Origin of the sequence: Natronocalculus amylovorans (assembly GCF_023638035.1) — an archaeon.
GTDB lineage: Archaea > Halobacteriota > Halobacteria > Halobacteriales > Haloferacaceae > Natronocalculus > Natronocalculus amylovorans.
Genome location: NZ_JAKRVX010000009.1, coordinates 76641 through 95585, shown reverse-complemented (window position 1 = coordinate 95585; position 18945 = coordinate 76641). Strand labels below are relative to the sequence as shown.

The window sequence follows — 18945 nt, the reverse complement described above, 5'->3', positions numbered from 1 at the left end:
CGATCACACCGATCAAAGAGGAAGATAGTTACGTATTATCCAAATATCGATCTGAGTTTAGCGATCACGTAGATACGCTCGCACCATCATTTGATATTCTTCGACAAGTGCAAGATCGTGTTCTCCTCGTCAAAGCTGCCAATGAAGCTGGTGTACCAACACCCGATACACAGATACTGAGTGAAGTAGAAGACTGGGATCGTGACGTAATAATCAAAACTCGGTATACGGTTCTCACGAACGAATATGTCGAATCAGTACCATCAACTGTCTGCCGAAAGGTACAGCCAGTAAAACAGATTCCGGCAGGGACAGAACCGGACGTTGAGGCGATACAGGCCGAGATGGGCCACGATCCAGTCGTTCAAGAATTCATTCGCGGAGCTGAATTTTCAGTGAGAGCGATTTGTGATCATGGTGAGCCAATTGCGACAAGTATTAAACGCCAACTTCGTGGCCAATCGTACGGTGGTGGGTTTAGTGCCTACCGAGAGCCGGTTGAACTTCCGAAACTCGAAGAATTAACCAATTCACTGCTCAAGGAACTCAATTGGCATGGACCGTGTTCTGTACAATTTATTGGTAACGAAGATAGCGGTGACTATCGTCTCACCGAAGTTAATCCTCGGTTCTGGGGGTCTCTCACAATGGATGTTCGAGCAGGGATTGATTATCCGTACTATTTCTGGCTTCTCTCAGGTGGTCAGTCAGTCGTCGTCAACCCGGACTACAAGACGGGTATCAAAACGCATCATCTGAGTAATGAGCTCCGATACATAGATACGGTCTTGCGTGAGAATTTAGCATTGACCGATCGACCAAAATTTTCCGATGCAATAAAAGAGGTAGGCTGGTCATCTGTGAGGTATCCACACTTTGATTTCTTTAGCATAGACGATCCCAAACCGCTGGTTCAGGATCTCTGGAACTCACTCGGTGTATATAAAGGTCGGTGAATATATGTCTGATACTAAACTGCTGTGTTTGACGTTGGATCTGGAGAACGACTGGTATTTCGACGATCCGGAGTTGGACCATCTTGTCTTCGACTATCTTGAGGACTTTCTCGAACTGGTTGGAGAACTTGATATCCCGCTCAGCGCCTTTGTCGTTGGACGGACACTGGAGGCGTATCCCGAGAAGGTCGATCGGCTTGGATCCGTTATCGATTGTGAGTTTCATCTGCACTCGTATCAGCACGACCTGAGCAAGTCTTATGATTTCGAGACGGAGGTCCGGTGCGGGATGACTGCGTTTCGAAACCATTTCAATCGGGACCCGATAGGCTATCGTGCACCGCAGGGGAATATTGAGCCCCACGAATTCCCTATACTCGAAGACCTTGGGTTCGCATTTGATTCGAGCATCTTTCCGTCGTATCGCCCAGGGAAATATTGTAACTTGAGAGCTCCCTTAGAGCCATATACACCTGAAAATGCCCAGTCAATGTTAGAGATTCCCTTCGGGGCATTTCGGGGAATTCGGATCCCGCTCTCACACAGCTACTTCAAGCTATTCGGTCGGCCGCTATCATCATATCTGTCGGTTGCCCCGCTACCGGACGTACTTGTGTATAACATTCACCTTCATGACCTGTATCGAACGGCATCACACGATGCACTCGACGAGCCAAAGCGGTGGATAATGAAACGAAACCTCGACGAAGCGGAGTCGATGTTTCGAACGAATATTTCAACACTCCTCTCCCGTGGATATAAGCCAACGACAATGACGGGGGTGTACGACGCTTTTAAGTAATTCGGCGGTGATGACTATTTAACACGACGTTATCAAAAATGCAATGTTGCGGTGCTGAGCCGTAGATGACTAACTTCCACGTCAGATAACGGGATTTACTTCAATTACAAAGCGACAAAATATGGAAACGAACAAAATACTGATAACCGACGGACGGACTCTCTCGTGTCTGGCATTTGTCCGGAAACTTGGACGTGAGGGGATGGACGTTCACGTTGGAGAATCTTTTAAACGTAATATCACAGCGTACTCGAAATTCACGAGTGAAAGCCACGTCTACCCATCAGCCGAGGATGATATGGATGGTTTTAAGACATATATCTTGAAACTCATACAGCAAGAGCAGTACGACTTTGTGCTTCCGACCAGGGACACGACAACAATTGCACTGGCCGAGATTCAGGATCAGCTACCAACTGATACCAACATGTTGGTAGATACGCCCGAGAAAATCCAACGGCTGAATGATAAGCATCGTTGTGCAAAACTTGCTGAACAAGTTGGAGTGCCAATACCCACTACATACTATCCATCAGAGACGCCGATTGAGGAAATCAGTTCAAAAGCTGATTTCCCCGTGCTAGTGAAACCAACCGATGCTTCGGGATCGCGCGGGATTCAACGTGTTGAGACACCCCAAGAACTACGTCCGACATATCATTCCGTACTACACGAACATGGCAATGCGATCGTCCAGGAGTTCGTAGACCACTCGGGGGGCCACTTCAGTATCGGGACGGTGTTCGATCGGAAGTCCAAGCCTCAAGCAGTTCACGTGTACAAAGAACTACTGCAGTACCCCGACAGTGGCGGTCCAGCAATCCAAGCAGTTAGCTCAGACCCCGAACCGTGGGTCGAAGAGATGCTTGCGATATTGGAAGCGATTAATTGGATCGGTCCTGCCCACATGGACGTGCTCTTCGATCCGGTGGATGATACCTACAAACTACTTGAGGTCAACCCTCGGATCTGGATGTCTGTTGCGCTCTCGATTAAATCAGGAGTTGATATTCCCAACGTGATACTCAATTTGGCTACTGGGACTGATACAACGGACCCTCAGTCGTATCGAACCGATCTTCATTATCGATGGGTGTTACCTAACGAAATTCTCTGGATACTGAATGGTGGGGACAGAGTAGATCGAATAAAAAAAATCGCATTCGACAGGAAAATCCCGGTCTGTTATGGAGTATTGTCTCGAGAGGATCCGTTCACGATCATCGGAACTCTCGCTCAAAGTGCTGACTTTCTGCTTGATACCGAAAAACGGCAGTTGATTTTCGATAGAGGGTGGTAAAATGAGTTCCAATGAAACACTGAAAGTTCTACAAATCGCAAGCTCTGGAATGGAGTTCTTCCACGAACAAGTTCGAGTGCTCAGAGGGCTCGGCATCGACTGTGACGTACTGTATTATCCTCCCGACTCTCGTAAGAAAAAGCAGATTCACGACGGACTGTTACGTAAAGTGTACGGCCATAATCCGATTTATTACGCAATACGGGGATCATTGTTCTATCCGAAAATCGTTCAATCGACGTTGCAGACAGACTACGATATTATCCACGTCAATTCGGGCGTTGTCGCTCCGCTAGGTCTGCTTCAGCCTCAGCGTCCGATCGTACTGACACTTTGGGGCGACGATCTGTTGGGTAACCGGTTGGCCGGGTACCAATCCGAAATAACGAAAATCTGCGCCAAACGTAGTAACGAGATTATCGTCAGGAACGAGGAGATGAAAAATGTACTACCTTGCGATGCAACCATTATTCCAAGCGGTGTTGACACGTCAAGGTTTAGACCGATGGATCAGACAGCGTCGAAAAAAGCGGTCGGTTGGAACGCTGCCGATCTCCACGTGATATTTCCGTATCCGAAGAGTCAGACAAAAAAACGGTATCACATCGCTGAGCAGCTAGTTGAGCAAGCGAATATGGCACTTGACGAAACGGTACAACTGCAGACCATTTCTGGTGTTGACCATGAAGACATGCCACAATATTATAACGCTGCAGACGTGCTTCTCTTACCTTCCCTTCGCGAAGGATCACCGAATACTGTCAAAGAAGCAATGGCCTGTAACGTACCGGTTGTCTCGAGCGACGTCGGTGATGTAAGAGAGCGACTCGATCCGGTATCTAATTCGTACGTCTGCTCGGACGATTCAGAGCTAAAAGACGCCCTCGTAACCGTTCTCCAAACCGGTGGTCGATCTGACGGAAGAGAGTACGTAGAAGAAGTAAGCCTCGATCGAATGGGCGAGCGGATCGTAGCTATTTATGAATCGCTTCTTGAGGATACAGAAGATCACAATCAAGAGATCATATGATCATGGGGAACAAGACCATCTGTTTGGCTCGAGAACACGAATCTTCTATTGGGTGTGAAGAGTCGTGCGAACAGATCCACAAATCTAACATCTGGAAAACGCACCGCTTTATGAACAAATCACCACGTATTCCCGAAAACCTATCAAAACCACTTCCTTGCTACGATGGCAAAATGTTCGGTTATCAAAATAATACAATTCTCTGTCTGTTATCAAACTTTTGCTGCGAGGATATTGAAGAGGTTAAAATCACTTTTTGTGGCGATCCTTTATTTGTGGTTATGTCCAAAACGAATAGACTACTAGAGGATACTAAAATTCAACATTATGATTGTATTATGTGCAGGTTTAAAATAACCAATTCCTTGAAGCGGGGTCGAATCGGAGATCAGATAACCGACATCTACGGGGACCTCGTCTAATGACAAGTCAGACACGCCCAGAAGAGAAGGCTGGGGAAAACACGTCACGACTGCACATTTGTTTCATTTGTCCGTACATTTATGGCTATCTTAAGCCGGGAAGTCAAAAAACAGTGGGCGGTGCTGAGAGACAGCAGCACCTGCTCGCAACGCGTTTTCGGAAAGAAGGACACCATATCTCGTTCATTACCTTCGAGACAGAGGATGACGAGTACGAACGGATCGACGGATTCAACGTGTGGAAAACGCTTCCCACCACGAACGACCTGACCCGCACACCGGAAGCGCTGATTAAATTACTACGGTCAGTCCACCGCATTGATGCTGACGTGTTCTATGTTCGAGGAAATCCTCCCCTTTGTATCCTGTCGAGCTACTGTTGCAAAATGCTCGGAGAAAACCTCGTCTACTGCGTGGCCAACGATTCAAACGTGGAGTTAAATAACCTCGCCAGACATCACGGGGTGTTCCGCCGTACGCTTCCGAAACTGGCGTACGTCGACGCGATTAGGCGATCAGACTACGTAATTTCACAGACTGATTATCAACAGCGTATTCTTAACGATGTGTTGGGAATACGGTCGACTGTCGTGGCGAACGCATACACTGTTCCACCGCGAAACAAACTCTTGGAGATGGACGAGCGATCTCACGTCCTCTGGGTCGGTAGCCTCGATAGCGAACAAAAGAAGCCCGACCGACTCATCAGGTTGGCCGAGCAATTACCACACATTGAATTTGTGATCGTTGGCTGGTCACAGAATAAATCGTACCGGGAAAAAATCAGGTACGAGGCAGAGGCCCTCTCAAACGTTAGATTTGAAGGGTTCGTCCCACCGGATAATATTGACCGTTATTACAGGCGCGCGGTGGCTTTCGTAAATACGTCTGAATACGAGGGTTTTCCCAACACCTTCCTCGAAGCGTGGCGGTACGGCGTTCCCGTGGTATCCCTCAACCATACCATTGATGGGGTCGTCTCCGAGCAAAATGTTGGACTTCACTCGAAAACGATGGATAGGATGGCCAATCACATTTCGATGCTGTGGAAAAATACCGACGAAGCGTCAGAAATGGGGCGTAACGGCAGGCAATATCTTCAAGAAAACTATTCATTGGATATTGTTTTTGAACGATACGCCTGCATATTTAATAACGTAGTCGAATAAATCATACACTATATACAACCAAACATCCAAGTAAATGATAGATACGATAGATCACGTACTTCGAAAGTCACAGAACGTGTTGATTGATACACATCCATCGGTAAAACAACTCGGAATGACTGCCACGCGCTGGTACACTCGGTTGTGGATACATGCAGCGACGGCGATCGGAGACATTCGATACGATGCACCCGTCGATCCGGCTCAACTCTACTGGGTGGATCCGAAACACATCCGACGTACCGTCTCCTGGACAGAGATTTCCACCAACAGGAAGAGAGACGAACATCCCCAGTTTCGGAACCCAAAATACCGCTTGGCGGGTCGCGTTTTTAGCGGAGAATGGGACAGGGTCGATACCCGGTTCAATGAGTCGACCGTCTATCGGTCCTTTTTGGCACGCTTCGATCGCGGTGTCACGTGGGAAGAGACGGACTTCTATAAGGAATCGACGAGCGCAATCAAGAATGGAGCCACGCTCTGGGGCTGTTCTACGCGGGATGAGTTCGATCGTCGTTGTAAACAGCTCGATACATTGTACAACCGGATCGCAAGTGGAGGATACAAGACGCAAAATGAACTGTACGAATATAACGAGCAGGGTGTAGGATTTGATCACATTGGGCGCGTCGTTTGGGGTGAAATTGCGGTCAATGTCGGTCGAGACGGTGAGTTTATTTTCCAGGACGGTCGGAATCGACTCGCAATGGCGAAGATCCAGGATTTAGAGTCTGTCCCAGTGGTTATTTTGGTTCGGCACAAAAAATGGCAACGGCTGAGAGATCAAGTTGTCCGAGGCCAGATTGAGTCGTCCGAGTTGCAAGATCAGATCCGGTCCCATCCTGACATTCTGGATCTTGTATGAACGTATCTGTTTGATAACGAACTTTTCGCGACGATGAACATCTGCACTGGATATTACCGTTACGATCCCGATTGTCACTTCCGAGCACTTCTATCCGCGTCAATCTTTTATAATCACGAGATGAATAAGAGGGCATGGTTCAATACATGCACCAACATGTCTTTCAAGCGTTTCGCAACCCAATATCTGCCTTCGAAACGATATCTCCGTATTTAAAATACTATCCGCCAAGTGACCCATATTTCGTTCGAGCCATTGATTCCCACTTGCATGAATATACTGATGCAGATATTTTCAAAACGATACACGTTTCGCCGGATGATATCGAATACTGTTCTCCTCGATTTGCTAATCAGTGGGAACTCGCCGGAAAGGTGGTGGGTGGTGAGTGGGATTTAGATCCTGTACCCTTCGAGGAAGAGTCGTTTACTGATGGCGTCAACGCCTCATTTTATCGCTCGCTCGAAGCTCATTTCCAAGATGAGGTTCCGTGGAGAGACACTCTCTTCGTACAACAGGTTCTCAAGCGTGTAGAACAAGGGCACAAGGTTTGGACCTGTTCTACTCGTGCCGACGTCAAAAAGAAGTGTGACCGAGTTGATCGTCTTTATGAGCGAATTGCCGAGAACGGATATCGGACCCACGAAGAGCGACTTGACGCCGGCATTAACGACCTCAAACCGTCTCGCAAGACAAGAATGTTCCAGTGGCTAAAAAGAAATACGGTCCTCAAGAAGGATGAGGTCACTGTTAATATCGCTCGCAACGGCACGCCGCTTCGGTTCTCAGGAAAACATCGGCTATCAATCGCCAAAATTCAAGAATTAGATTCAATCCCTGTGGTGGTCCTTGCTCGACACAAAAGCTGGCAGGATATTCGCAACAGAATCAACAAAGAAGATGGCGCTGCAGATATCTCATCTGAGCTTCTGGACCATCCTGATCTGCAGGACATAATTTAAAAATTTTGAGACTTTGTTGAAATTCTTCCACCCTGATAAGAAATGCTTGTTAAATACAACGCGAGTATCTTGCATTCGTTCCTCTCTGAATCACGGAGAATCAGATAGGTCAATATAGGTGACTTGCTGAGCAAATGTCATACAGGTGCCCGAAGGTTTGAGATCGTTTGATGTTAAATATCTATGTATGGAGGTCCCCAAACTTGATTTCAGATAGCTTGTTGAATTGGCATTAGTAGTTCTCGTTATTGCACTATTGCAGTATTTTGGAGGGATACTGGTTGAAAACCCAGATAAATTAATCCCACAGGGATAGTGATAATTGGGCGACATTTCACATATTTTCTGCTGTGATTGGGATTATCTCTGTAAATATATCTCTCCCGATGCCCAATTGAGCTATCAAATGATAATCAATAATCACTTCGAGTGGCACAGGTAATTCGTTAGATTGGGGCCAGAATGAATGCGGTTATTGTGCTGCGTGAGACCTCTATCTCTTACACGAGAAAAAATATCACTTATTATGTAATTTGACAGAACCAACATTAATTAATCTGTTGAACTCTCTGGTTACGGCGTCCGTATTTTGCCGTTCGACCGTCCGTAAGCTTATAGCCAATGTACCCTATTTACTCAGATAGATGCTGACTCGGTTAAGTGAATACTCAAAGGTTTGGTTGTTTCTCGGCTTTATCGCCGTGAGTATATCTACTGCTGCAGCGTATCAAACCCCCGTCACTGGGTATGAAATCTCAATATATACGGGTACACCAATTGTATTTTGGACTGGAATCTGTATTTCTCTGTTGATTTCGATACTGGTTGTTTTTAGTAACTTCAACAGCCATGAGCGGTATGTTGGTATCCTTCTAAGTGCATTGTCGATGACAACGATACTCTCGCTGCCGATCATACGCGGTTATCACTATATCGGGACGTCTGACTCATTGAGTCACCTTGGAACTGTCCGGGACATGAACTCCGGGTTGATGAGTGTTACTGTGAACCGATATCCGGTGGTTCACACCCTTGGATCCGTTTTTAGCGATGCCACAGGGCTTGAACTCCACCACACGTTCATGATACTGGTCGTCGTTTTTACTGTCTGCTTTTTTGTTTTTATTCCCCTGACGATCAGGCGACTCACGTACGATTCTCGCCTCGCCTATGTAGGATTGTACTCCGGATTCTTGCTGCTACCGATCAATCACCTGAGTCCCTCCTTATACATCCACCCGACGAGCCAAGCGATCATGTACGCTCCGGTGATCATCTACACATTTATTGCCGCCTACCGAGAGCCAAATCGGACGAATTCGATTATATTCCTCTTGGTTTCAACTATGTTTGTTTTTCTTCATTTACAGCAAGCTGCGAACCTAATCGTATTCTTTGCAATGATCGCAGCACTTCAGGTCGGTCGATCCGTCCTGACAAATAAGCGAGGAGTAGCGAGTGGTAAGCTCGTCTACTCGCTTGTCGCTGTGTTCGGACTTGTCTTTTGGCTCTGGGTACAGAATATCGAAACATTCTGGACGTCGGTAGCGGACACGATTCTTGTCCCATTTACCGAAACAGAAGTAGCGCAGACGGCAGCCAGTCGGGGTGTCTCACTTGGGCAGGTCGGTGGTAGCGTGGAGGAGGTATTCTTGAAACTGTTCCTTGTTTCGGTTGTTTACTCAGTCCTCGCAGCCATCCTCATGATAGGTGTACTGCTGCGCTCATCTAAGGTCTCCTCGATCCGATTGATCCAAGATGTGTTCACATCCGACTCCCACGCTGAAAGATTGCTACTGCTGTACTTTATTGGCGGCTTTGTCGCGGTCTCGTCTATCTTTTTCATTTATCTAATCGGCGGGATCTCCGATCAGTACTTCCGCCACCAAGGAACCATTATGGTTTTCGTTACAATGCTCGGCGCGATTGCACTGGGACGGGCGATGATCTTTTTCGGCCGTCACAGTTCGGCCCGCGCCGCACGTGGAACCACTGCCGCGGTGCTCGTTGTATTTTTAGTTCTCACTCTCCCCATCATTTTCTCCTCACCATACATTTATTACACATCTGACCACGTCACCGAGGCACATATAAACGGTTACGAGACGACATTCGAATATCAGGAAGACACCATGTCATTCGATGTTGTCCGCTCGTCCGTGGACAGATACGGAAACGCGATTCAGGGTCGGGAGATACCGCGTGATGCCTATTATCGAGAGGACGAAGATGGGAATGTAATTAATGATGGAATCCCCGATCATTTTGCCTCTCAGTCGTTAAGAGAGTACTATGATCAGCGAATGTACGTACCGGTAACGGACGCCGATCGCATCCGCGATCCGATCCTATGGAACGGCTTCCGATTTAGTCACGACGACTTCAGGTATCTCGACAACGAACCGGGCATCAATAAGGTCCAGTCAAACGGTGGGTACGATCTGTACGTTATCGAACCCATAGACGAGATCTCATTTTAAATAGAAAATAAATAACGAAGTCAAGGTCAGTTTTCATTCTCCATTTGCTCAGTCTCAATCTTGTATCTTCATACACCCAGGGTTTCTGTTCTACTAGCTGCTATTTTTCACAATTAATAATAAATATAGAATCTTTTCGGTAATTTGTCAGCAGATATTTTTGACTTTCCGAGATGCTCAATTTCACCTACTCATCGAAAAGCCCCCTTAGCAAAAATGAATTATATTTAATGATTGAATTGTACTTGGTTGCCATATCGCTTATTGAACACTTCGATAAACCATCATCAATATTATTGAATACGAAATAGTATGGCGTATTAACCACGTTTATTCCTCGCCGAGCCTTTACAGCAAAACCGATCGGACCTGCTTCAGGTCCAAGAGGCCGACCAGCACGGACAATATTGCCCAGACGATGACACCGACTACGACGATCAGAATTAGCGTTACCCATCCTGAGATGTAGCCAGTGAGAACGAATACTACTGCCGACATTACCACCGTAACTCCTAGGATCCAACCAACGTTCTTGAGAATGTATCCGATTCGTAGTTCGAATTCCTGAGAGACGATAAAAACGTTTGCCGATGTATAGAGAGAATACGTGAAAACGGTCGCAATAGCTGCTCCGACGACGCCAATTAGAGGAATTAGGATGACGTTGAGAACCACATTCAAGACAGCCGTCAGGCCTTTAGCGATTGCGCGCACTCGAGCTCTCCCGAGGTAATCCAACCCATTATCAGTGAGCTTTGTTACACATTTCAATACCGCATATAGTCCCAGAACCTGAAGAACAGGTATCGCACCGCTGTAATCCGGTCCGAACAGGAGGTGAATAAGCGGATCCGCGACGAGGATTATTCCGGCTCCAGCTGGGATGTAGAGAAGTAGCGAGTTAACGAGCGCCGATTCGTAGATTCGTGACGCTTGCTCGATATTTCCAGACGCCTTTTGCGATCCGAACCTCGGAGAGAGCGTGAATCCAAGCGCACCCATAGGAGTTTCAACGAACTTTATGACCTGTTCCCCGATCACATAGAAACTCACCGCGATAGGAGAAAGAAAGAAGCCAACCAAGAGTGTGTCCAGTTTTCCGTCCAACGTGTTTGCTGCGTGGGTTGCGGTGATGGGGACTGCATACTCAGCGATTCGACGTCGAAGACCGGACTCGACCACTGAACCGGATTCTCGAAAACCCTCTATCCGTTTATAAAGATAAATAAATCCAATGACCACAGATACGACGAAACTGAGGATGTATCCCCAGAGTGCGCCAACAGCTCCTAGACCGAGTAGAACTAATCCGACGGCGAGAATAACTCGTATTACTCGTTCGATTACTTGTAAGACGGCGACAAATTTTATGTCTTCAAACCCTTGGAATATGATTAAAAGAAAAGTTGTTAAAGAAGATAGAGATATATGAAATACACCAAGTATTAACAACGGTGCTAAGTCCGGCTCATTGAGGAGGTCAGCGATGTATTGATGGGTCAAGGCTAACGTGATTGTAGTGATTACTATTGTAATCAAGTTGAAAACTAGAGCGGCACGGACAATGTGTGGAACCTGGTGTCGTTTCTTTTTTTTATATTCAGCGATATATCGGCTCGCTGATCTCGGGATCCCGAGCCTCGCAAGCTTACTGAAAACACCAAAGACAGTAAGGGCAAGAAAAAGCAATCCATACCCGCTGGGATCGAGCAGTCGAGCTAGAACGACTGTGAGTATTCCACTGCTGATCGCTAGAATAAGATCACTGAGAAACAAGACTTTGAACCGTGATGTTATCTGTTCGGTGAGGTTCATCGATCACATCTCGTTATCCGTTTTAGTGTCCGCACCCAGGTACACCCCAAATTGCTACATTGATCGATTGCTCGCTGTAAGTTGAGACACTGGCAATATCTCAGCGCGACTGTTGGGGAATGCGGCGGTCCGGTAGAGTCTATAATCGCCATTTGCGGTGATCGAAAGGTCATCGATAACTATCCATAACGTTCGAGTTCCGATTATTAATAACATTACCATCTTCGGATCGACTTTCGGTTGAAGTTGGATCTCCACAACAGCGGAAATATCCGGTGAATTTTTATTTGCTGGTGCGGATGGAGTGAGCATGCGTATCCTCGTTACCGGCGGGGCCGGTTTCATCGGCAGTCACCTCGCAGAGTCTTTCGCACGTAACGGCCACGAAGTGACCGTGCTTGATAACCTAGAACCGTACTATGATATTGGCATTAAACAGCACAATGTCGAAACCGCCCGCAAGGCGTCTCACGAAAGCGACGGAAGCTACGAATTCGTTCATGGGAGCGTCACCGACCCCGAGATAGTTCGAGAACTCATCACAGACATAGACATAGTCTACCATCAGGCGGCTCAGGCGGGTGTCCGAACCAGCGTCGAGAACCCGACGAAGCCAAACCGAATCAACGTCGACGGCACGCTGACAATCCTTGAAGCCGCCCGCGACGCGGACGTAACGCGCGTGATCAACGCGTCGTCCTCATCTGTCTACGGCAAACCTGAGTACCTCCCGTACGATGAGGAACATCCTACGACTCCCGTCTCTCCGTACGGCGTCTCGAAACTTGCGGCGGAGAGCTATGTACGCGTTTTCAACGAAGTGTACGGGCTGCCGACAGTTTCGCTTCGGTACTTCACCGTGTACGGCCCGCGAATGCGACCCAACATGGCAATCTCAAACTTCGTCTCCCGCTGTACCAAGGGGAATCCCCCGATAATCTACGGAACAGGTGAACAGACGCGCGACTTTACGTATATCACCGATGTCATCCAAGCGAATCGAACCTTGTTAACTGACGGCGGCGCAGATGGTGAGGTGTTGAACATCGGATCGACAGACAACATTGATATTCACACGCTGGCAGAGGTGGTGCGCGATGAGATCGATCCGTCGCTGGATCTCAAGTACGCCGATCGTCACGCTGGGGATGCCGAGCACACTCACGCTGACATCACAAAGGCGAGCGATCTGATCGACTACGAGCCGACACTCTCGATCCGCGAGGGCGTGCGGAAATTCATCGACTGGTACGAGGTGAATCGAGAATGGTACGAACCGCTCGTCCTGAAATCCTAACTCGTGACTTCGTCGATGAACTCCTGCGTATCCCAACGGTCGATGAGAGGATCGAATACGTCGCATATCGGGAGAGTCGACAGTTTAGTAAGCCATTGTCTCGATAGTGAATTCATGGGTACTACGCGTCGAATCCAATTTGTACACGCGTTAACCGCGTGGATGCTCGGGGCAGTACTGCTGTTAGCCGTTCTCGACGCGTTATCGCCGGAGTTCCTCTTTACAATCTCACTGATCGGCTTCTTCGTTATTGTCGATCTGACAGCCGCATTCAGCGTCACGCCACGGTGGCGAAAGCGGCTCTGGGTCGTGATCGGAATTGGATTATTGGGCGTCAGTTATATTATCTTTCGCCGAACGATGGAAGTACTTCCGGAGGTGATGTGAGTGCGAGGTATCGACCGAGGTGGTGCTCGAACCCGTCTCAAAACATCCGTCTCTCGGCCGTTCGGTTGGTCGTATCCAAAACTGTTGTTCGTTGGGCTCACAATTGCGCTCGTTCTCACCGCTATCGTGCTCATGAGTATGACGACAGCGGGCTTCGGCGCGTACAATCCCGGCTGGGACGGAACTAGCGAGTTCAGAGAAATGGCCGACGAACGGAGCGAACTCACCGTCGGGACGACTACTGGACACTACGACACACTGGAAGCCGACACTGCAACGGCGATTGTGATCGCTCCCGAGTCCGAATATGACGAGACGGAAACGGAGCAGGTTCGAACGTTCGTTGAAGATGGGGGAACGCTTGTCGTTGCCGATAGCTTTGGCTCGCATGGGAATCAACTTCTGGTGGAGGTTGGAGCGAATGCGCGGTTCGACGGCGCAGTGCTCAGAGATGAGCAACACTACTTTCGTTCACCCGCGATGCCGGTCGCGAACAACGTCGATAGTCACCCAACCGTCCGGAACGTCGATCGAATCACATTGAATTATGGCACCGCGGTCCAGTCAAACGGCGCAATACCGATCGTCACTACATCTTCGTTTGGATACCTCGACCGAGACGGTAGTGGATCGCTGAGCGACGACGAAGCGATCGGTAATCACTCAGTCGTGACAGTCGAATCCGTCGGTGACGGGACCGTCATCGCCATCGGTGACCCGAGCATCTTCATCAACGCGATGATCGACGAACCAGATAATAGGTTGTTTGCGAACAATCTTGTGGGTAGCGGCGAGCAGGTGCTGCTCGATTACAGTCACGGCGCGTCTCACCCACCACTTGTTTCTGCAATGGTTACGCTCCAAAATGTGCCAACTGTCGCTGCAATCGTTGGGGTAATTGCTGTCATCATCGTAGCCTACGGTGGGGGGTTGTACAGCCGTTCGAATCGACGACGATCGAAGAAACGAGCTGTCGTGGATGAGGCAACAGCTATTGAGCAGCTACCTGCTGCGGTAGAACCGGAGGTTTTACGAGTTCAGCTACAGAACAAATATCCGAACTGGAATAGTAAACAAATTAACCGCGTGGTAGCTTCGATATTACACCGTCGAGAAGAATTGGATGAGGAGTAACGGTACTCGGGTTAACACCTGATAAATAAATTATACACATTCGGACCAAACGAAATTGGATCCTATATCGGTGATCAGAACAACCGATTGCATGATTCTCGACCGCATGAATTTCTAGGAACGACAGAAACTATGGACGATGCAGAACGGCAAAATAAAAACGAGAAAGATGCACAGATACCTGACTCAGTGACAAATAATCGCAAGTTGAACGACACCGATGGAGATCCGCTAATTTCGGATCCTAAGACGTTCTACGATCAGGTGCAAGAGTCAGTTGGAGCGGTGTTAGTCGGCAATGAGGAGATTATTGAGGGGTTGACGATCGCACTCTTGACTCGTGGACACGTTCTACTAGAAGGAGTCCCCGGGGTCGCAAAGACGACGATCGCAAACGCGTTCAGTCAAGCAATCGGCCTTGAGTATACGCGGATACAGATGACGCCAGACGTGCTGCCCGCCGATATCACTGGCACACACATCTATCGAGATGCGACTGGCGAGTTTGAACTGCGGACTGGGCCGGTCTTTTCGAACGTTGTCGTTGCCGACGAGATTAACCGTGCAACACCGAAGACACAATCTGCACTGCTAGAGGCGATGCAGGAACGACAGGTGACAATCGAAGGGGATACGCTACCACTCCCGGTCCCGTTTCTCGTAATCGCGACGCAGAATCCGATCGAAATGGAAGGAACCTTTGAACTGCCGGAGGCCCAGCGCGATCGGTTTTCTCTGAAATATATTGTTGAGCTGCCAAATCGTCAGGACGAAACTACGCTGTTGGATCGATTCGACACCGATCCCAATATTGGGCCACAGACCGTCGAACCGGTTGTTGGCCCGGCGTCGGTACACGCAGCGCGCGAAGTAGTCGCAGACGTACACGTCGCAGACCCGATCAGAGAGTACATTCTTGATATTGTTCATGGAACCCGGGACGATCCAAGTGTCGAACACGGCGGTTCGCCCCGGGCCAGTCTCGCGTTCCTCAATGCGAGTAAAGCGCGCGCCGCAATCCACGGCCGGAATTACGTCCTGCCTGATGATATCAAAACACTCGTTGAACCAGTGTTGATGCACCGAATCGTACGCAACACAGATGCCAGGCTGAGCGATCAGTCGACTAGCGCAATTTTAAATGGGTTACTTGAATCGCTCCCCGCCCCTGGTGCAGAGGTTGAATTCGCGTCGGCCGACGATTAACCCGAGCGGCCGGTGTATCGCACAGGAAATTCATCGCAAGCCAACGCATCAGGTCTGCCATTCATTACAGATATACATAAGTAACACTTTGTGTGAATGTATTGATTGAATGTTATTTCTACGGACGGGTCGGCCGGACGTGACTGCCGTCAATACTAATAGGCGCTACGGTGATTTTATTAATAATACCTATGGATATATTTGAGCTATCGAAGCCCGATAAATGGAACGAGTTGGTTGAGCGGAGTTCACAGTCGACTCCATTTCACCGTTATGAGTCGCTAGAAGTGATTGAGGATCACACTGACGCCACGTTACATCCATATGTCGGAGTTAAAAATAAGGAACCCGTTGGAATCTTTCCAATTTTCATTGTTTCGAAGGGTCCGTTTAGCGCTGCGTTCTCCCCGCCACCTAACGTAAAGATTCCTTACCTGGGACCTGCCCTAATAAATTCGGAGCGAGGAAAACAACGTCAAAGGGAGCGAACTAACTACAGATTTATTGATAGTTGCTTGGAAATGTTCGCCGAAGCTAACAGTCTGATTTTTACGCATTTCTTTTCGACACCTCATTATGCAGACATTCGCCCCTTCACTTGGAACAATTTTACCCTTACAACCAAATTCACATATTTTGTTGACCTCCGACCTACCAAGGAAGAGCTTCTCATGAGTTTCAGCAAAGATGCGAGGCAGAACATCCGATCTACCGACGAAGCGGCGTACGAGGTGTACGTCGGCGAAGAGAAGGACCTGATGCGAACGAATGAGATGATAACACAGCGTCACGAGGAACACGATGCTACATACAATGTTTCTTCGTCATTTCTCCTCGACCTTTACGAAGCACTCCCCGATGGAATGATGAACGTTTATCTATGCAAAGTGGCCGATCAGTTCGCTGGAGGCCACATCACGTTAGAAACCAAAGATATGAGTTATGGGTGGCAAGGGTGGGGAGATGTAGACGTCGACATTCCTGTAAACGACCTCATCGAGTGGACAATAATGAACAACGCCCGCGACAAGGGTGCTGAATGGTACGACTTCAACGGGGCAAACGTTCAACGACTTTCGAAGTACAAAGCAAAGTTCAATCCAGAGCTTCGAGCGTACAAACGAATAGAAAAGGGAATGCCTGGAATGGATTTTGTCTCCGAGGTGTACAAACGTATTCGGTGAAGTCCTACTTTTTAGAATAGTTGCCGAGCTTCCGATCGAATGATATCAGCTACCGATACGTGGATTCATCCAATCCAGATTCTTCACTTTTATTTCCGTTCCCCCGACTTTCTCAGCACGTAGTACATGTCTTTTTCAACGTACCGAGCTGGAAATTCACGCTTTCCGATCTTTTCGATCGAAAACCCGCATTTCCGAAACTCGTGAACGTGGCGTAACGGGGTCGAAAAGTGTCTATCTAGCCCCCATTCTTGATGGTCTCTTTTGTATGATTTAAACAACCGTTTATAATTTCCATTTCTGACGTAAAACCTGAAAAATAATTCTATCTTCCTGCGAAACAGTGATCCGAGCAGGTAGAGACTGTTGCCGGCGCTGATAATCAGGATACCGCCGGGCTTCAGTACCCGACGTACCTCGCGAAGAGCAGTCAGGCGCTTCGACCTTGGATGAAATATATCTATATTGAGTCCTGGAAACAGCGCAAACTCGAAGCTGTCTGATGAGAAGGGAAGAGCCGTCGCGTCCCCGACGTAGAATTCGACTCCGGGGTGTTCATCCTTAGCCGTAGTAATCATTCCGGGACTGATATCGACGCCCACGACGTCATACCCTTTGTCAGTGAGCGGTTTCGTCGTTCGTCCGGTGCCACATCCGACGTCAAGAACCCGTGCTGAGCACGGCCGAAAGTACCGATCGACGAGGTTGGCTTCCGTCGGGAACAACCCTTTTTTTGCGTGTTCTACATAGCTCTCAAGTGCGTCTTCGCTGGAGTACACCTCGGAAGCTTCGCTCGTGTTTCGGGGTATCTGCATAGTAGCACCACCACGGTGATGTGCAAGTAATTTTGGGTGTTTTACTCCGAACTCGTATTGGATTGGTTCCGTGCATAGATCAGATGGTATACGCGATACCTCCAACGCAGACCAGGCCACCCCAACTGTTTTCGTATTTACGGTTGTAATGATGGCCATGCTTCTGGACAAAGTCCAAAGAGGGCTCAAAAGACCAGCCAAAGCGTGGAAATACGTTCATCGCCGATACCGCGATTATCGTGCGGAGGACAGAATCACTTGTGATTACGACGTGGTAACAATGTCGAAGGACCCTCCCGATTTTAGCCACGAACTCTTCACGGACGTTGATCTAATTGAGCGCGGCCTCGGCGAGTACCGTGCCTCCAAGTCCCTCGAAATTGGCTGTGGCTACGGCCGGTTGACCCCATGGCTCGCCCGTCGCTCGGCAGATCACTACGCGATCGATCCGGAGAAGGAGTTGCTTGACGATGCACGGCAGCTGTATCCGAACGTCACGTTCCACAACGTACTTGCACAGGAACTCCCGTACGAGGATTCAATATTCGATTTAATCGTTTCCTTCGGCGTGCTGACGCAAGTACCGAACGAGCAGCTCGATCAGGTCGCTGGAGAGATTGAGAGAGTTGCGAGCAACAATCGAAAATTACTCATCGCCGAGAAAATAGGCGCCGTCGAAGACACAAATCGTGTTTACACCCGCAGCATCTCCGAATATCATTCGCTCTTTTCATCATTCGATCTCGTAGAAACGATCGAACGGCCCTTGGACCAGGACTATTGGGGTGAGGACTTCAGATATGCCCTCATGTGCTTCAGATAACCGGTTCGGCTAACCCGTCAGAATATCTCGTATTACCTGCCAGTAGCGGCATCTGCCGGCGTAGATATCGTTGAGCAGTTTTCGCGTACGTTCGTTTTAAAAATATGCCGTGGTGTTTGGATAGATTCCGATGACATCGCTGAGGAGGTCTCCTACGCATGAATGGAAGACCTGGATTCACACGTAATCTTCGAATGACCTAACGCTCAATGGTACACTCTATCCAGAATGACAATTACGCAAATGTATCGGATCAAAAAGTATTGTCGCTGATGTACATGCGATCCTTACATAGTTC

General features: G+C 48.4%; 16 protein-coding genes. 14 read left to right on the top strand and 2 right to left on the bottom strand.

Annotated features, from left to right (window positions below; genetic code table 11):
* Nucleotides 1-107: 107 nt before the first annotated feature.
* The 8 genes from AArcSt2_RS15295 to AArcSt2_RS15260 all read left to right on the top strand — a co-directional run bounded on the left by AArcSt2_RS15295 (nt 108) and on the right by AArcSt2_RS15260 (nt 9986).
* Entirely contained in the window at nt 108-956 is an 849-nt protein-coding gene (locus AArcSt2_RS15295; RefSeq protein ID WP_250585893.1) for an ATP-grasp domain-containing protein, read from the top strand.
* A 4-nt stretch (nt 957-960) separates the two neighbouring features.
* Entirely contained in the window at nt 961-1758 is a 798-nt protein-coding gene (locus AArcSt2_RS15290; RefSeq protein WP_250585891.1) for a polysaccharide deacetylase family protein, read from the top strand.
* Between the two features lie 121 nt (nt 1759-1879).
* The gene (locus tag AArcSt2_RS15285) at nt 1880-3058 is read left to right on the top strand and encodes a carboxylate--amine ligase (RefSeq protein WP_250585889.1); all 1179 of its coding nucleotides are present in this window, start codon (nt 1880-1882) and stop codon (nt 3056-3058) included.
* A 1-nt stretch (nt 3059) separates the two neighbouring features.
* On the top strand, nt 3060-4088 hold the full coding sequence (locus tag AArcSt2_RS15280; protein ID WP_250585887.1) for a glycosyltransferase: 1029 nt from the start codon (nt 3060-3062) through the stop codon (nt 4086-4088).
* Between the two features lie 421 nt (nt 4089-4509).
* Complete coding sequence (locus AArcSt2_RS15275; protein ID WP_250585885.1) at nt 4510-5679, top strand: glycosyltransferase family 4 protein; 1170 nt, start codon at nt 4510-4512, stop codon at nt 5677-5679.
* 34 nt (nt 5680-5713) lie between these two features.
* Complete coding sequence (locus AArcSt2_RS15270; RefSeq protein WP_250585883.1) at nt 5714-6544, top strand: hypothetical protein; 831 nt, start codon at nt 5714-5716, stop codon at nt 6542-6544.
* A 134-nt stretch (nt 6545-6678) separates the two neighbouring features.
* On the top strand, nt 6679-7506 hold the full coding sequence (locus AArcSt2_RS15265; protein ID WP_250585881.1) for a hypothetical protein: 828 nt from the start codon (nt 6679-6681) through the stop codon (nt 7504-7506).
* A gap of 992 nt (nt 7507-8498) precedes the next feature.
* Complete coding sequence (locus tag AArcSt2_RS15260; protein ID WP_250585879.1) at nt 8499-9986, top strand: hypothetical protein; 1488 nt, start codon at nt 8499-8501, stop codon at nt 9984-9986.
* Nucleotides 9987-10334: 348 nt separating this feature from the next.
* Here the strand turns inward: AArcSt2_RS15260 and AArcSt2_RS15255 are convergent, their stop codons facing one another.
* Nucleotides 10335-11801 (bottom strand): flippase, encoded by a 1467-nt coding sequence (locus tag AArcSt2_RS15255; protein ID WP_250585877.1) that lies wholly within the window; start codon nt 11799-11801, stop codon nt 10335-10337.
* A gap of 310 nt (nt 11802-12111) precedes the next feature.
* Here AArcSt2_RS15255 and AArcSt2_RS15250 point away from each other — a divergent pair, with 310 nt between their 5' ends.
* From AArcSt2_RS15250 to AArcSt2_RS15230, 5 genes are all read left to right on the top strand, one after another.
* Nucleotides 12112-13098 carry an SDR family oxidoreductase gene (locus tag AArcSt2_RS15250; protein WP_250585875.1) on the top strand — a complete coding sequence of 329 codons (987 nt, stop codon included), beginning with the start codon at nt 12112-12114 and terminating at the stop codon, nt 13096-13098.
* 114 nt (nt 13099-13212) lie between these two features.
* Nucleotides 13213-13485 carry a DUF8044 family membrane protein gene (locus AArcSt2_RS15245; RefSeq protein ID WP_250585873.1) on the top strand — a complete coding sequence of 91 codons (273 nt, stop codon included), beginning with the start codon at nt 13213-13215 and terminating at the stop codon, nt 13483-13485.
* Nucleotides 13486-14619 carry a DUF4350 domain-containing protein gene (locus tag AArcSt2_RS15240; RefSeq protein WP_250585871.1) on the top strand — a complete coding sequence of 378 codons (1134 nt, stop codon included), beginning with the start codon at nt 13486-13488 and terminating at the stop codon, nt 14617-14619.
* A 234-nt stretch (nt 14620-14853) separates the two neighbouring features.
* A complete protein-coding gene (locus AArcSt2_RS15235; RefSeq protein ID WP_425493676.1) occupies nt 14854-15825 on the top strand; it encodes an AAA family ATPase in 972 nt (323 codons plus the stop codon).
* A gap of 671 nt (nt 15826-16496) precedes the next feature.
* Nucleotides 16497-17009: a GNAT family N-acetyltransferase gene (locus AArcSt2_RS15230; RefSeq protein ID WP_250585867.1), complete on the top strand. Its 513-nt coding sequence runs from the start codon at nt 16497-16499 to the stop codon at nt 17007-17009.
* 89 nt (nt 17010-17098) lie between these two features.
* Here the strand turns inward: AArcSt2_RS15230 and AArcSt2_RS15225 are convergent, their stop codons facing one another.
* On the bottom strand, nt 17099-17824 hold the full coding sequence (locus AArcSt2_RS15225; RefSeq protein ID WP_250585865.1) for a class I SAM-dependent methyltransferase: 726 nt from the start codon (nt 17822-17824) through the stop codon (nt 17099-17101).
* A gap of 280 nt (nt 17825-18104) precedes the next feature.
* Between AArcSt2_RS15225 and AArcSt2_RS15220 the strand changes: the two genes are divergently transcribed.
* Nucleotides 18105-18647, top strand: coding sequence for a class I SAM-dependent methyltransferase (locus AArcSt2_RS15220; protein WP_250585863.1), 543 nt, complete (start codon nt 18105-18107; stop codon nt 18645-18647).
* Nucleotides 18648-18945 lie beyond the last annotated feature (298 nt).